The 14,478-nt window shown below is 44.5% G+C and carries 13 protein-coding genes; 8 read left to right on the top strand and 5 right to left on the bottom strand.

Annotated elements, in window-relative coordinates; all coding sequences use genetic code 11:
• Positions 1-21: 21 nt before the first annotated feature.
• Positions 22-906 carry a lipoyl synthase gene (lipA, locus tag O9323_RS04205; RefSeq protein ID WP_288124730.1) on the bottom strand — a complete coding sequence of 295 codons (885 nt, stop codon included), beginning with the start codon at positions 904-906 and terminating at the stop codon, positions 22-24.
• A gap of 182 nt (positions 907-1,088) precedes the next feature.
• Here lipA and O9323_RS04200 point away from each other — a divergent pair, with 182 nt between their 5' ends.
• Together O9323_RS04200 and O9323_RS04195 are read left to right on the top strand one after the other, a co-directional pair.
• Positions 1,089-2,828, top strand: coding sequence for a mechanosensitive ion channel family protein (locus tag O9323_RS04200; protein WP_288124734.1), 1,740 nt, complete (start codon positions 1,089-1,091; stop codon positions 2,826-2,828).
• Between the two features lie 457 nt (positions 2,829-3,285).
• On the top strand, positions 3,286-4,194 hold the full coding sequence (locus tag O9323_RS04195; protein ID WP_288124729.1) for a hypothetical protein: 909 nt from the start codon (positions 3,286-3,288) through the stop codon (positions 4,192-4,194).
• A gap of 146 nt (positions 4,195-4,340) precedes the next feature.
• Here O9323_RS04195 and O9323_RS04190 read toward each other — a convergent pair whose 3' ends face one another.
• From O9323_RS04190 to O9323_RS04175, 4 genes are all read right to left on the bottom strand, one after another.
• Positions 4,341-4,643, bottom strand: a complete 303-nt coding sequence (locus O9323_RS04190) for a PIN domain-containing protein (protein ID WP_288124728.1) — start codon at positions 4,641-4,643, stop codon at positions 4,341-4,343.
• A complete protein-coding gene (locus O9323_RS04185) occupies positions 4,640-4,906 on the bottom strand; it encodes an RNA-binding protein (RefSeq protein ID WP_002761993.1) in 267 nt (88 codons plus the stop codon). Before O9323_RS04185 ends, O9323_RS04190 begins: the two co-directional genes overlap by 4 nt.
• A gap of 71 nt (positions 4,907-4,977) precedes the next feature.
• Positions 4,978-5,301 carry a Grx4 family monothiol glutaredoxin gene (gene grxD / locus O9323_RS04180; RefSeq protein WP_288124727.1) on the bottom strand — a complete coding sequence of 108 codons (324 nt, stop codon included), beginning with the start codon at positions 5,299-5,301 and terminating at the stop codon, positions 4,978-4,980.
• Positions 5,302-5,388: 87 nt separating this feature from the next.
• Entirely contained in the window at positions 5,389-7,353 is a 1,965-nt protein-coding gene (locus O9323_RS04175; protein WP_288124726.1) for a DNA polymerase III subunit gamma/tau, read from the bottom strand.
• 242 nt (positions 7,354-7,595) lie between these two features.
• Between O9323_RS04175 and O9323_RS04170 the strand changes: the two genes are divergently transcribed.
• From O9323_RS04170 to O9323_RS04145, 6 genes are all read left to right on the top strand, one after another.
• A complete protein-coding gene (locus O9323_RS04170) occupies positions 7,596-9,818 on the top strand; it encodes a molybdopterin oxidoreductase family protein (RefSeq protein ID WP_288124725.1) in 2,223 nt (740 codons plus the stop codon).
• Positions 9,819-10,442: 624 nt separating this feature from the next.
• Positions 10,443-11,984 (top strand): HMA2 domain-containing protein, encoded by a 1,542-nt coding sequence (locus tag O9323_RS04165; RefSeq protein ID WP_288124724.1) that lies wholly within the window; start codon positions 10,443-10,445, stop codon positions 11,982-11,984.
• A 149-nt stretch (positions 11,985-12,133) separates the two neighbouring features.
• Positions 12,134-12,391 carry a hypothetical protein gene (locus tag O9323_RS04160; RefSeq protein WP_002754588.1) on the top strand — a complete coding sequence of 86 codons (258 nt, stop codon included), beginning with the start codon at positions 12,134-12,136 and terminating at the stop codon, positions 12,389-12,391.
• Positions 12,392-12,568: 177 nt separating this feature from the next.
• Positions 12,569-12,748, top strand: a complete 180-nt coding sequence (locus O9323_RS04155) for a hypothetical protein (protein WP_002754583.1) — start codon at positions 12,569-12,571, stop codon at positions 12,746-12,748.
• A gap of 5 nt (positions 12,749-12,753) precedes the next feature.
• Entirely contained in the window at positions 12,754-13,245 is a 492-nt protein-coding gene (locus O9323_RS04150; protein ID WP_002775731.1) for a hypothetical protein, read from the top strand.
• 327 nt (positions 13,246-13,572) lie between these two features.
• The coding region (locus tag O9323_RS04145) for a DUF4351 domain-containing protein (protein WP_288124723.1) at positions 13,573-14,478 on the top strand (906 nt) is incomplete at its 3' end.

The raw sequence follows: 14,478 nt of genomic DNA, 5'->3' as shown, positions 1-14,478 counted from the left end.
AACTGATAACTGATAACTGATTTACTCTCCGGCATGATAGGAACTGCGGACTAGAGGTCCAGATCTAACTTGGGAAAAACCCATTTTTTGGGCGATTTCTCCCAACTCGCTAAATTCTGCGGGAGTCCAATATTTCTGTACGAGCAAATGTTCCAGAGAAGGACGCATATATTGACCAATAGTAACTCGATCGCAGTCGATCGCGCGTAAATCTGCCAAAGTCTCGATAATTTCCTCTTTTGTCTCACCGTGACCGACCATTAAGCCAGATTTCGTCGGAATTGAGCGATCGATTTCCTTAACATAACGCAAAACCGTCAAAGAGCGATCATATTTAGCCCCGCGTCTAACTGGTCCTTGCAAACGGCGCACCGTCTCGATATTGTGATTGTAACAGGCAGGTTTTGCCCCTACCACCGTCGCCACCCGTTCCTGTTGACTTCCCTTACCTCCAGCAAAATCCGGGGTTAACACTTCAATTAAAGTGTGGGGATTGAGTTCGCGAATGGCCGTCATCGTCCGCACAAACCAACTGGCTCCGCCGTCTTCGAGGTCATCTCTAGCTACAGAAGTCAAGACAACGTAACTTAAATTTAACAATTGCACCGCTTCCGCTACTTTTTGCGGTTCCTCCACATCGAGAGGCATGGGTGCATGACCCTTATCCACTTGACAAAAACCACAGGACCGGGTACAGGTGGGACCCATCAACAAAAAAGTCGCCGTACCTTGGGCATAACATTCGCCGCGATTGGGACAGCGACCCTCCTCGCAGATAGTATGAATGTTCCTTTGTTTGATAATGCGCTGAACCGTGGAAATTTCGCTAGATTTGCCGAGTGAACGCCGTAACCAAGGAGGTAAAGAGGTTATTTCCTCGCGCCACTGTGGGGGTATATTGGACATGAGAAGTTAACTAATGTTGGGGGTTGGGGATTCCAGTTATCAGTAATCAGTGGGGAGAAGGGAGAAGGGAGAGAGACGACCGACTCCCCAAAACGAAAACTTCTGATCTCACCATTAAGATAACTGTCATAAGCTGAGAAAGCGAGTCAAGATTATTGTTAATCAAAAAGGAAACTTGGGCAATGGGACGACGGCAACGGGGAAAAATTTTCAATCTGGTCATTCAAGGATTGGCGGGTTGCCTCTTGGTTAGTATTTTTGTTCTTAATCCCCAGCCATCCCTAGGCCAAAATTTTCTGGTTCCATTTGTATCTCCCACGGGTACAAGGATTTTTGTAGCCGGGGATATAGAATATGCTTCCGTGAATCTAGATGGATTTGCCTTATTTCAGATTGCCTCCCAAGATTTTACCGCTTCTGAGTCCCGGGAACTCTCCCCGGTAGAAAGACGGGCTAGGCGCATTGAAAGAGGTTTAAATAATATCATCAATCGGGGTTTCGATCCGACAACCCTGCAAGTAAGTACGGCGACGCTCAATAATTTAACCGTGATTGTGGCCAAGGATAACCAGAATTTACCGCAACAGGTAATTCTGACAGTAACAGAAGTTGATGCCCTGATCGATTCTTCTTCGGTTGGCGATTTAGCGGACAGATGGGTTAAAATCATCCAAACAGCTTTGATCCAAGCTTGGCAAGAACGTCAGCCCGCCCCTCGTCGGCAACAGGTAATGACTGCCACTATAATTATTTTGGGGCTAATTTTCTTAAGCTGGGCATCAATTTGGTGGCAGAAACGTTTAAGAAATCGCTTCAATCTCCTCAAAAAACAGGCTAAAAGTCAATCCGATCGAAATTTACCTATAAATTCCCCCCCCAGAAAAGATCGCTCCCAAGAACCGATTTTAGCCGCTCTAGGAGATTCCTCTAATTTCCGTCAACAGGCTGATATTCAGCGACAACTAACGCTAAATATTCTCTGGAAAAGACTAGCTTTCATTGGACTGATACTGCTTTGGTTTGGCGGAATAGCGGCGATTTTGTATGTATTTCCTGAAACTAGGCTAGAAGGACGCGGAATAATTCGTATTCCTTTGCGGATTTTTATTATCTGGTTGCTGCTGACATCAGTGAGCAATATGGTTAATCTCTACGTTAATTTTCGGCTACGCGAGTGGGTAGAGGAAGGAGCGGTGTTTTCCGAAAATTTGGAAAGGAGGATTCTGCGCGCTCCCACTTTATTGGAGGTTTGGCGAGAAATTATCACATTTATCGCTATTTTTCTGGGAATTTTTGGTTTTTTGGCCTGGATGGGTCTTTCTTTCGCCTTTTTACTCACGGGAGCCGGTTTAGTGGGAGCATTGCTCACCTTTGCCTTTCAGGATCTTTTAAAAGATTGGATTAACGGTTTTCTGATTGTCTTTGAAGATCAATACACCGTCGGTGATATGGTCCAGTTTCAGGAGTTTATTGGTTTGGTGGAAAATATGAGTTTGCGAGCGACTCAATTGCGGGCCGCCGACGGACGTTTAATCACTATTGCCCATAACCAAATTATCACCGCACACAACCTCAGTAAAGATTGGGCGCGGGTCGATTTTACCATCGAAGTCGCCTATCAGACCGAGCCAGATGTGGCGATCGCTTTAATGGCAGCCATCGCTGAAAATATGGCTGTAGATCCACAATGGCAAGAAGATATCATCAATCCTGTGCAGGTTGCTGGTGTCAGTCGGGTTTCTCACACGGGAATGGAAATTATGCTCAGAATTGTCGTCAAAAGATTACGACAATGGGACATAGAAAGAGAGTATCGTCGTCGTCTAAAAATTGCTTTTGAGGAGAAGGGAATTCACATCGGTATCCCCCAACAAAGTTTCCTGATAGCAAAAGATAGAGAGGAATTCAAAGGACAGTTTTAAAGGGGAGTGACTCTCTCTAACTTATGGTGATAACCTATTGAAAAATGGCGTTTTGGGGTTGTTATGTCCTTAAATGTAAAGTTTTGTTAGGAGATTCAATGTTTCTGGGAAAGTGGGTTAGAGTGGGTTAGAATCGAGTTGTGTTGGATTCGGGGTGTTCTATCTAAAGGACGAGAACTTTTTGCCCCTATTCCTCTGTTTCCCAAAGCTCCTCAGCCTTGCTTTGTCTCTAACCTAGCCCGATAATATTTCTACGAACGGATTTGGTTTTCTCGCATTTGCTCTTTGACTTGCCACCCCCGATTGACCCAGACTTCACTGAGATGTGTCAGGCAGTCAGGGAATGGCCAACTGGTTGAGGCAAGGAGTAAGCAGGATTAGGTAGTGGGGGAATTGGTGCAGGTGATGCGGGGTGTGGTGTGAATATTTAAGTGAGTACACAAGGAAGGAGTTAACTATGTCTGACAAGAATAATGAGCCTAAAGATAGCTTAGATAAAATAAGTATAGGTGTCTCGTCTTTATCGACATTTGTTTTAATGATTATTGCCATTCTCAATGGGTTTATAGGATATCAGACTTCTCAGCTGCAACAGAAAACCGAAAATATTGAGAGTCAATTAGAAGGATTTAAAACCAACATTCAAACGGCGGAATTAATTCAAAAATTGATTGGAGATTTACAAAGCCCTAATTTAAAAAAAGATATCGCTTTAATTGCTTTGAATCGGACGATAGCTGACAATGATGAAAAATCTAAGCAGATGATTGCTGAGATAGCAACGCAAATTTATAGATCAAGATTTAAAGAGTTAATGTCTAAACCCTCGAATACAGATCAAGAATTTATAGGACAAACACCAGAGTTTCAAGATACTTTTACGGCTCTTATGATTATTGGCGAAAGGGATCCGAATCAAGCTAATGGGATTATTAAAGAGCTTAGAAAACTTCAAGAAGGCTACAAAAATAGCAAGGATCCTAGAGAGAAAATTGTTGAACAAATAACTAAAAATTTTGATTTTGTTGTTGATATTTACTATAACGAGAACAAGGAAGAAGTGAACAAATTTAAGCAATATCTAGGTAAAAATTACACAATTGATTTACATCCGATTAAAAAAGAAGATGTTCAAAAAAAATATTCTTTAAAGAATGATCAGCCAATCAGTAGGATCAAATATTTTCATGCTGGGGATAGAGAACGAGCTAAAAATTTAGAGGAACTCACTCAAAGTTATGTGAATAATAATAAAAACATAAATTTACCTAAAGACCTACTAGAATCGGATCTACTAGAATTAGTGGACTGGAATGCTCCTAATGGGAAGATTGAAATTTGGGTTTATTTCCCTCCAACTCAATAAACTGACTGCCGCCCTCATTCGGTCGTGTACGAAGGTACTTGGAAGTAACCGTTAAAAAACGGCTCTTCTTGTTTCTGTGTGGGAAGAAGAAGAATAGGGATAATTTTTCGGAAATATAGTCTTCAAAGCCTTGCCTAGCAAGACTCCTACGAATGATAAGCACTGATTATCACACAGAGTCGAGACGATCCGAATGTCCAAGGCCGGCGACTGAAATCACTTTCCTGAATATTGTAAACCACCAGCAGTTTATCTAAAAGAAGTTGTCCCAGTTGTTTTTGCATTTGCCAACCACCCCGATGCAGCGCAAGGTACATGGCTTCGGTCAGGCATGACCAAGTTGTGACGAGAGGCTTTGCTAAACGCATTACTGTATTTCTGTAGGCTTTATGTTGGGGTTGGGTGCGATCAACCAAACAAAGCAGCACTCCTGCATCACACAGGATCATAGCTCTAGTCCTTGTTGCCGATATTTTTCGAGCAGCAGTTGCTGGTAGTCGTTTATTGGTTCCGGTGAATTGACAGTTAAGCCATCTACGGCTTCAAACCATTGTAACCATCTTTCTATCAGTTTTCCATCAGGCTGAGTGTCAAAGGTTTTGACTCGATATTTATGATCGAGAAGATCAATAAAGTCGCTTACTTCCTGAACAAGGACTTCAGGGAGTTGATCTAGCTTAGAAATTGCAGTTTCTCGAATTGTCACAATCATCACCTCTGCCAAGATTGCTAGTTGGGCAACTTTAAACTAGGTTAGGATAGCTAACCTAACCTAGAAAATTTTTAGGAAGCTAAGGCTACCTCGACTATTTGTTGTAGTTCCCCATTTTGATAGAGTTCGATCATAATGTCGGAACCGCCAATAAACTGACCGTTGATATAGACTTGGGGAATAGTCGGCCAATTGGAATACTCCTTAACTCCTTGTCTTAACTCCTGATCTTGCAGAATATCGACAGTTTCGTAGGAAACCCCCAGAATATTGAGAATTTGTATGACGTTATTCGAGAAACCACACTGAGGCATTAATTTATTGCCCTTCATGAACACAAGAACTTTGTTATTCTGGATTAATTGATCGATTCTGGCCTTAGTTTCGGGTATCATAGGTATAGTAGCTAGAATTTGAGCAAGAATAGCCAATCCTGAGACGTGGCATATCCTATCAGTTTAGCACAAGCCGTTGAGATAGCCTTAAAAAGGAAGGTCTTCGTCCTCCTCCAAACTCTCTAAAATTTCGTTAACATCAGGTCTCCCGCGCACGATAGTCATATTTTCCAGAGACTTATTAACTTTAGTTTCTGCGTCCGAATTTTCTGGCAGTGAATAACCCATATTGACCAGTTCACCATCAAAAGATTTCGCTAACTTTTGAGCGGCCGCCAAAATTTCACTAACATCGACATCTTGATCTAATGTCTCTAAAGATGAATCAAAATTTAAGATTTTTTGGGGCAGTTCTGTGCTAGGAGTTTTTGGGGTTCCCGACGCAGTGATCTTTGCTTCTTTTTTCTCGATAATTGCTTCTTTGACTGGAGGAATATCCACCACAGTCATAACTTTATTTTCGGGAGTTATTGGTGGAGTTGCTGCGGTTTCTGGTGGTGGTAGTATCTTAGCTGCTGGGGATTGGGAAACTTCCGCAGCCATGGCAGCAGTGGCGGAACCTACCTGTAAATGAACTTTAATCCGGCGCTGAAAAACTGCCTCGAAAGCTGACTCAATATTAGTCAAGCGCAGCCGGGCCATTTTTAATAATTGTTCCGAAGATATGCTTAAATAAGCACTCGATTCTTCCATATTAAAAAGACTGCCATGCTGACGTAGGAGAGTGCGAGTAGTGGGGGGTTCCATTACTTCTAAAACCTGCTGCCAAATTTGTTCATGATTATCATCACTGGCAACAGTTTTAACCTCAGTTTTCGGCACTGCGACGCTAGTTGTCGGGGTGATAACTGCCGGTTTTATCGGTTCATTAACCGGCGCCGGCGCTGTGATCACTTCCGGGGGCCTCTCGGCGCTGGTTTGGGGACGGGAAGGCGCTACCGTGGCAACTAGCGGAATCACCTGTGCTTGCGGTAACAGTCCTAATAGAGTAACTTCTAACCAGAGACGGGGTTGAGTGGTGTTTTTTAGTTGCGTTTCGCTGTCTTTAAGCAGTTGTTGACCGCGGAGAATTTCCTCTAAAGACCAAGTACGCGCTTCCTTACACAAATCCTGCCAAGTGGGAGCAGTGACAGCCACCATTTCTGGACGATTAGGGGCGGTTTTGGCTAAAAGTAGGTTTAAATAGAACCCCGCTAGATTTTGCAAGACGATTAAAGGTTCCTTCCCGCGATTCATCAGATGGCGACATTGTTCGATAACTTGATCGGGAATATTGCTATGAATGACTTTAAGTAGGGTTAAAAGGTCTCTTTCGGGGACTGCACCGACTAAATCCCAGACTCGCTCGGCCGTAATCGTTCCTGCGAGTAAACTTAATTGATCAAGAAGACTTTCGGCATCGCGTAAACCACCGTTAGCGATCTGAGCCACAAGGGTTAATGCTTCTAGGTTAATATCGATCGCTTCTATTTGGGCGATTTTTTGCAGGTGTGCCACCATCGCATCGAGAGCAATACGGCGATAATCAAAGCGTTGACAACGGGAGATGATGGTAGGTAAGACACGCTGAGGATCAGTGGTAGCAAGCACGAAAATCACTCGATCCGGCGGTTCTTCTAGAGTTTTCAGCAAAGCATTAAAGGCCGCCGTACTGAGCATATGACATTCATCGATGACATAGACTTTATAACGACATTGGACGGGGGCAAATTGCGATCGCTCGATAATTTCCCGAATGTTATCCACACCGGTATTACTAGCGGCATCAATTTCGATCACGTCTAAAGCGGAACCATTGGCGATCGCGTGACAGACGGAACACTTACCGCAGGGAATCGGTGTCGGATGGTCACTAGACAGACAGTTGAGGGATTTGGCTAAAATTCGCGCCGAGGAGGTTTTCCCCGTGCCTCTGGGTCCAGTAAATAGGTATGCAGGAGCGATTCGCTCACTGATTAAGGCATTACTCAGGGTCGTGGCGATCGCTGATTGTCCCACCAAATCGGCAAAGGTTTGGGGACGATACTTATGATGTAGAGGTTCGTAGGTCATGACTGGCTGAAAACTTTTTCCGCACCCTAGAGACTACTATTATCCTATGCCGATTCTTTTTCAACACGAGAACAAGTGTATGCTTTTTATCTAGCCAGTTGTAATGCGCGATTTGCATCACAAGAATGGCAATTTAGCTAAGGCTTCTAATAAATTGTATTAATAACTACAATTTTGCCGAGAAAACCTGACGACTATCTTAGTATGCCCAAAGATAGCGCCACCAATCAGACCCACTGCTTATGACTGAATCTACAAAAACCCAATGTCCTTACTGTGGAGTAGGTTGTGGTTTGACAGTCACCCCCGGCGCGTCGGCCGGACAAGCATGGAAAGTCTTCGGGGACAAGTCCCACCCCTCCAGTCAAGGTATGGTCTGTGTTAAAGGGGCCACCGTAGCGGAATCAATCGATAAAAATCGCCTCAAAACCCCGATGATCCGCGATTCTCTCCAAGAGCAATTTCGTCCTTGTACTTGGGAAGAAGCTCTCGATCGCATCGTTAACCGTATCCAAACTCTAATCGCTCAGGGGGAAAAGGAAAGTATCTGTCTATACGGTTCGGGACAATTTCACACCGAAGATTACTACATCGCCCAAAAACTGGTCAAGGGCTGTCTGGGAGTCAATAACTTTGATGCTAATTCCCGTCTTTGTATGTCTTCGGCCGTGGCCGCTTATCGGGACAGTTTCGGGTCCGACGGTCCCCCCTGCTGTTACGATGACCTAGAATTAACCGATTGTGCCTTTCTGGTGGGGACAAATACGGCCGAATGTCACCCCATCATCTTTAACCGTCTGCACAAGTATCTCAAAGGTAACAAAGAAGCGAAATTAATCGTCGTTGATCCCCGCAGGACAAAAACCGCCGAGGCCGCTAATCTCCACCTCGCCATTAACCCGGGGACTGATATTGACCTATTTAACGGTATTGCTCACCTGTTAATGAATTGGGGTGCGATCGATACCTATTTTATCGATAAATGTACCCGAGATTTCCCCAAATACGCCGAAATTATCCGCCATTATCCCCCCGAAATCGTCGCGCGTAAATGCGGTATCCCCATCGAGGATTTAGAACAGGCTGCCCGCTACTGGGCCGAATCGAAAAGAGTCCTTTCCCTCTGGTCGATGGGTATCAATCAATCCAGCGAAGGCACGGCCAAAGCCCGCACTTTAATCAATTTACACCTAATGACGGCTAATATCGGTAGGCCGGGGGCTGGTCCTTTTTCCCTAACCGGACAACCTAACGCCATGGGAGGAAGGGAAGCCGGCGGCCTCTGCCATCTTCTCCCCGGTTATCGTTCCGTCAAAAATCCCCAACACCGGGCCGAAGTGGAACAAGCTTGGGGTTTACCTGCTGGTCGGATTTCTCCCGTCCCCGGTCGCGATGCTTGGAGTATGATTACTGGTTTGGAGACGGGAGAGGTCAAACTTCTTTGGATTGCCGCCACTAATCCGGCCGTTAGTATGCCTGATCTAGAACGCACCAAGGCGGCCCTGTTAAAATCACCTTTTACTATCCATCAGGATGCCTACTATCCCACGGAAACCAGCGCCTATGCCCATTTATTACTGCCAGCGGCCCAATGGGGCGAAAAAACGGGAACAATGACCAATTCTGAGCGTATGGTGACGTTAAATAAGGCTTTTCGTCCTCCCGTTGGTCAAGCTAGGGCCGACTGGCAAATTTTTGCCGAAGTTGGTCGCCGTTTGGGGTTTCAGGCACAATTTAATTTTCAGGATTCGGCCGAGGTATATTCCGAGTTTGCCCGCTTGACATATAAACGTCCTTGTGATATGACAGGGATTAATTATGAGCGCCTGGCCGAGACTCCCCGACCGTGGCCCGATTCCATCGATGAAATTTCCGCCCCTAAAACCGCTAATTCCGGGGAATTACTAGGGAATTTAGTTAAAGATCACGATAAAAGCGAAAAAACAGCCGCAAAACGCCTTTATACCGATGGTAAATTTAATACTGCCGATGGTCGTGCTGTTTTCGCCGCCTACCACAGTAAAGGTCTAGCGGAACCCCCCGACGATGATTATCCCCTAGTGTTGACCGTGGGGCGTTTGTACGGTCACTGGCACACCCAAACCCGCACCGGCCGCATCGAGAAAATTGTCAAAATGCACCCCGCACCTTTTCTGGAAATTCATCCCCAAGATGCGGCAAAATTGGGCATAGAAGCTGGGGAATGGTTGGAGGTGCGTTCTCGTCGCGGTTCTGCCCGTTTTCCGGCTTTAATTACCAAAGCAATTGCTCCTAATTGTGTCTTTGTGCCGATGCACTGGGGGGCCCTATGGGCAGAAAATTCTGAGGCCAATAGTCTCACCCATCCGGCCGCTTGTCCGATTTCCCTGCAACCAGAATTAAAAGCTTGTGCTGTCAAATTAATCCCGTTAAAGTCTTTAGTTAATGCCGAATTATCTCCCAGTCAATTTCTAGCAACTCCCTAATCAAATTTGGCTTTCCCTTTGGTTACTTTTGTAATACCAATTCTCCACAATCTGATAGGTAGTTTGTGTTTAAAAACCTCTTGCATAATTAATTTTTCAGGGTTCAAAAACGTCAAAAATAAGAATTAAATGGCATAAAGTCTGTAAATAGACCATTTAACTGATTATTATTCATTCTTAATTCTCCTGACTACTGACTACTGGCTACTGACTCCTAACCCCAACAACAATTTTTGATTTTTACAAGATGTCTATTGCTATTAAGCCAAGACGCATTTTAACCGCCTATCCTTAGATTAGCTGAATGCACTTCTTTCATAACTTTTTTATGGTACAATCGGTTAATACTTTTCTTTCGATTGGCTCTCCTAGGTTTGGTGGGTAAAATGTATTCTAGGATACATTTCTCAAGAGCGAGGGGGTGGAACGAACCACAAAGACACAAAGGACACAAAGATCGATCGATCCTATGTAAGTTAAACTAATCACACAGAACCTAGAAGAGCCTTCGATTTTTAGATGGAAGTCGAAAACTGGTATCATCTGCGTCACTGCTGTCAGCCTGCTGTTGAATGTCTTGTTCGTCCCGCTGCCAGTCGGTAGCCCCTCTTGAATCACCTCACCATGACGACAACAACTCTGACTCCCGCGCCAGTTCAAGCGGCAGCAAATTCCCCAGCACCCCCTGAGTGGGTAGATTGGCAAGTCGCCCATCAAATTCCGGGACGGCTGCGAATTCGCATTGCCCGCCTCAATTGGGATGACGAATTTGCCAGACGCTTGCAGCGATCGCTGCTGAGAACCACTGCTATCAGCGAGAGCCGCATCAATGCCGCAGCCTGCTCCCTGATTGTCTCCTACCAGGCGGAAATGCTGTCAGCAACGGCCCTCCTGAATTACTTGCAAGCGGCCATCCTAGCGGCCGGCCGGGAAAGAGAGCCAGACCTAAACGAGAAAGTCGGGGCTAGGAATCAGGGGACTTGGCCAACTTTAGGGCTGCCGGCCTTAACCCTGGCTGTGGCGATCGCTGCTGCTCCCCTAGAACTGCCCTTCTCGATTGTGGGAGGAATTGTCCTTGCGGCTTCAATTCCTCTCTGGCAGAGGGTTAGCCAAGCCCTCACCCAGCAGGGACAAGTGACAATAGACTGCCTCGATGCCCTCTGGTTGAGTTACCAACTGCTGCAAGGTAACAACATCGCTGGCGCACTCGCCCTCAATCTGGCAGCAGTGGGAGAGAGCCTGCGCCGGAGCAAGCTCCAACAGCTAGAAGACGAGCTATACCTGCTGTTCGAGCAAGAAGACGCAGAAATCCACTGGCTCTCTGACCGGCAGCGGTTCGCTCCCGTTCCCGAGGCAGATCGAGAAGGGTGGCTAGATTCCGTCGAAAAAACCGAACTACTCCAGAACCTCAAACCCGTCGCCCAAGGAGCGATCCTACCCACTTTGTTCCTGAGTGGCACTTGGGCAATCCTGACGGGAGACTTGGGGCGTGCGAGTGCGCTGTTACCCCTTGACATCGGGGTTTCTCTGCGGGGCGTTACTCCCTTGGCAGTGGTTTCGTCCCTGACGGCGGCAGCGCGACAAGGCGTTTATATCCGCAATGCCAGGGTACTGGAAAAGCTGGCTCAGGTGGATACTCTGGCCTTTACTCGCGAAAGTTTCCAGGACTTGATTACCCCGGAGCTGCTGGTGAGTTGGGGCATCCCTTCTCAGTGCATCTACTTCGCCACCGATGCGGCTGCTGTTGAGGGACTCCAAGAACAGTTGCTCCGCCAAGGTAAGCGGGTGGCTTGGATAACCGACAGTGGTAGTGATTGCTTTGCTGCCCAGGAGGATCAGGTGGTCATTTCTCTAGGGAGAGGGGATTTTGCAGCGGCTGCCGATGTCATCTTGCACAGCCAGGATCTCCAGCCCCTTGGCTACACCTTTGCCCTGGCCCGGCATACCCTTGCCACTGCCTATGAGAGTTTGGCGATCGCTACTCTGCCCAACCTGTTAGTGGTGGCAGTCGGGGCATTTTGGGGACTCAACCCGGTGGCAGCCGCCGCAATCAACGGCAGTTCAGCCATCCTCGCAGAACTGAACAGCCTGCGCTCCCCGAAGCCTAACCTCTTAGAAAACGGGTTTCTTTCTCAAAGAAACCCGTTTTCTTGCAATAAATGTTAATTTTTGTTACAGGGGTCTTGAAAAATTGGCGATTGTTTGCACAAAAGAGTCGCAGTGTCAAGTGGTTCGCGCTCAAATGACATAAATAGCTATTATAGTAGCAAGAGGTTTACTGTCGATTACTCACTAAAAAAGGAAAGGAAATAACTATGATACAGCAAGTTAAATTACGTTCTCATCTGGGTGAAGACCAAATATTGCATTTAGATATTCCCGTGGAAGTTAAAGAAACTGATTTAGAGGTGACAGTAACGTTTAAACCAGCACCAAGCTTAGATAAAACTACAACTCAGACACGCACTCACGCTGAATCAAGGCGAATTTTTGAAGAGATAGATAAACACTATTCGGGGCGAATTTTTAGTGATAGTACAGATTGCTGTGAGAATACAACAGGTGGTTTATGATTGTGTTTATCTGGCTTTAGCAGTGCAGAAAAGCTGTCAAATGGTCACAGCAGATGAACGTTTTTTTAATGCGTTACAGGGAGATAGTTTAGGGTCTTATTTATTTTGGCTAGGGACTTCCAGAAATTACTCATCAACGAAAAAGGCTATTATATTAAATAAATCATCTTAATAAACATGACATCAGAAACCGCCAATTATGATGAACCCTGGAAAGAAGCATTAAGCGAGTATTTTGAAGCGTTTTTACATTTCTTCTTTCCCGAAGTTCACCAACTAATCAGTTATCAGTTATCAGTTACCAGTTATCAGTTATCAGTGACTAATTGGAAGCAAGTAGCAATCCCTTTGCTATAATAGTCATGGCACACCTGAAAACAAAAGCGACTACTGGGAAGCTGCCGGAACGGGAACAGTGGAAGTGGAGGTTAATCAGGGTATTATATGAAAAGGAGTTCGAGAGAGAACAGATAATTAAACTGTTTGAAATCATCGACAATATGATGACTTTATCCTCTGAATTACAGTCAAGTTTAGAAAGTAAAATTAAACAATTTGAGGAGGAAAGAACCATGCCTTTAATGAGTAATATGGAGTTACGAGGAATAGAACGCGGTAAGGAAATCGGTAAGGAAATTGGTAAGGAAATTGGTAAAGAAATTGGCGCGTTAGAAAAAAGCCGCGATGCCATAAAAACATTTTTAACCGTGCGGTTTGGACAGATTTCTTCAGAAATTGAAGAGATAATCGGCAAAATGACTAACCCTACTATCTTAGAAGAGCTACTAAAATTAGCAGCTACCGCTAATTCTCTCGCAGAATTTAAGCAGTCTTTGGCTAAAATCAATATCTAGAAAACGGGTTTCTTTGAGAAACCCGTTTTCTTGTAATAAATGTTAATTTTTGTGATAGCATCCTTGAAAAATTGGGGATTGTTGGGCTAAAACTGTTAGCAATAAACCTTTGCAGTTAATGTCATGACTTCTCCCCTGTTGCCGATTTTTCCTGCTGTTTACGATAGTTTGTTCGATTTTGCTCAATCTGATGGTTTTTGGGCGAATTTGACAATCGCTGTAGGTTAAGGGGGTGAGGTCATAACAATCCGTTGCCAAAACCGACTTTTCAGAATACAATAGATAAGAGTAGTCATTCATCGCTCAGATTAGTTAAGATGACATTACATGACTAATAATATTGACCATGACCGCTTATTTAAGGAGTTAATCTCCACCTTTTTTGTCGAATTTATTGAGTTATTTTTTCCTCAATTGATGGATTATTTAGATAGAAACTCGATTACTTTTTTAGACAAAGAAGTATTTACCGATGTCACGGAAGTAGAAAGACATGAAAGCGATTTAGTCGCACAGGTTAAGTTTCGAGGAAAAGAATCTTTTTTTCTGATTCATGTCGAGGCGCAGGAAAGTTCTCGAAAATGGTTTAATCGGCGAATGTTTACTTATTTTGCTCGCTTTCATGAGAAATTTGTCTTACCGATTTATCCGATTGTAATTTTTTCTTATTCAAAGCCAAAAAGAGAAGCAATTAGTCAATATGTAGTCGATTTTCCCGATTTTAAGGTCTTAGAATTTAACTATCAAGTAGTGCAGTTAAATCGATTAAATTGGCGAGATTTTCTTAATCAACCGAATCCGGTTGCTTCAGCTTTGATGGCGAAGATGAACATTGCCGAGAAAGAGCGAGCCAAGGTAAAAGCGGAATGTCTGCGCTTGTTAATCACTTTAAGGTTAGATGCGGCGAGAATGCAATTAATTTCTGGATTTATTGATACATATCTCAATCTAAATCCGGTGGAAGAGAGACAATTTCAAGAAGAGATTAGCACATTTAGTCAACCCGTACAGGAGGGAGTTATGCAAATTACTACCAGTTGGATGCGTCAAGGTATTGAACAAGGTATCGAACAAGGTATTGAACAAGGTATCGAACAAGGTATTGAACGGGAAAAGACATTGATTCTTCGTCAACTTAAACGCAAGTTAGGGGAGATTAATCCTTCATTGGAAACTAAAATCATGCAGTTAAGTATTGATGATGTTGAAGTATTAGGAGAAGCTTTATTCGAT

The sequence above is a fragment of the Microcystis sp. LE19-131.1A genome (assembly GCF_027532015.1).
GTDB classification, from domain to species: domain Bacteria; phylum Cyanobacteriota; class Cyanobacteriia; order Cyanobacteriales; family Microcystaceae; genus Microcystis; species Microcystis ichthyoblabe_A.
Note: the sequence above shows the minus strand (reverse complement) of the source record. Positions and strands in the feature narration are given on the sequence as shown.

What these genes read in the sequence shown, in the direction of transcription:
- lipA (WP_288124730.1), bottom strand. Translation starts at nt 906, where the DNA reads ATGTCCAATATACCCCCACAGTGGCGCGAGGAAATAACCTCTTTACCT.
- O9323_RS04200 (WP_288124734.1), top strand. Translation starts at nt 1,089, where the DNA reads ATGGGACGACGGCAACGGGGAAAAATTTTCAATCTGGTCATTCAAGGA.
- O9323_RS04195 (WP_288124729.1), top strand. Translation starts at nt 3,286, where the DNA reads ATGTCTGACAAGAATAATGAGCCTAAAGATAGCTTAGATAAAATAAGT.
- O9323_RS04190 (WP_288124728.1), bottom strand. Translation starts at nt 4,643, where the DNA reads ATGATCCTGTGTGATGCAGGAGTGCTGCTTTGTTTGGTTGATCGCACC.
- O9323_RS04185 (WP_002761993.1), bottom strand. Translation starts at nt 4,906, where the DNA reads ATGATTGTGACAATTCGAGAAACTGCAATTTCTAAGCTAGATCAACTC.
- grxD (WP_288124727.1), bottom strand. Translation starts at nt 5,301, where the DNA reads ATGATACCCGAAACTAAGGCCAGAATCGATCAATTAATCCAGAATAAC.
- O9323_RS04175 (WP_288124726.1), bottom strand. Translation starts at nt 7,353, where the DNA reads ATGACCTACGAACCTCTACATCATAAGTATCGTCCCCAAACCTTTGCC.
- O9323_RS04170 (WP_288124725.1), top strand. Translation starts at nt 7,596, where the DNA reads ATGACTGAATCTACAAAAACCCAATGTCCTTACTGTGGAGTAGGTTGT.
- O9323_RS04165 (WP_288124724.1), top strand. Translation starts at nt 10,443, where the DNA reads ATGACGACAACAACTCTGACTCCCGCGCCAGTTCAAGCGGCAGCAAAT.
- O9323_RS04160 (WP_002754588.1), top strand. Translation starts at nt 12,134, where the DNA reads ATGATACAGCAAGTTAAATTACGTTCTCATCTGGGTGAAGACCAAATA.
- O9323_RS04155 (WP_002754583.1), top strand. Translation starts at nt 12,569, where the DNA reads ATGACATCAGAAACCGCCAATTATGATGAACCCTGGAAAGAAGCATTA.
- O9323_RS04150 (WP_002775731.1), top strand. Translation starts at nt 12,754, where the DNA reads ATGGCACACCTGAAAACAAAAGCGACTACTGGGAAGCTGCCGGAACGG.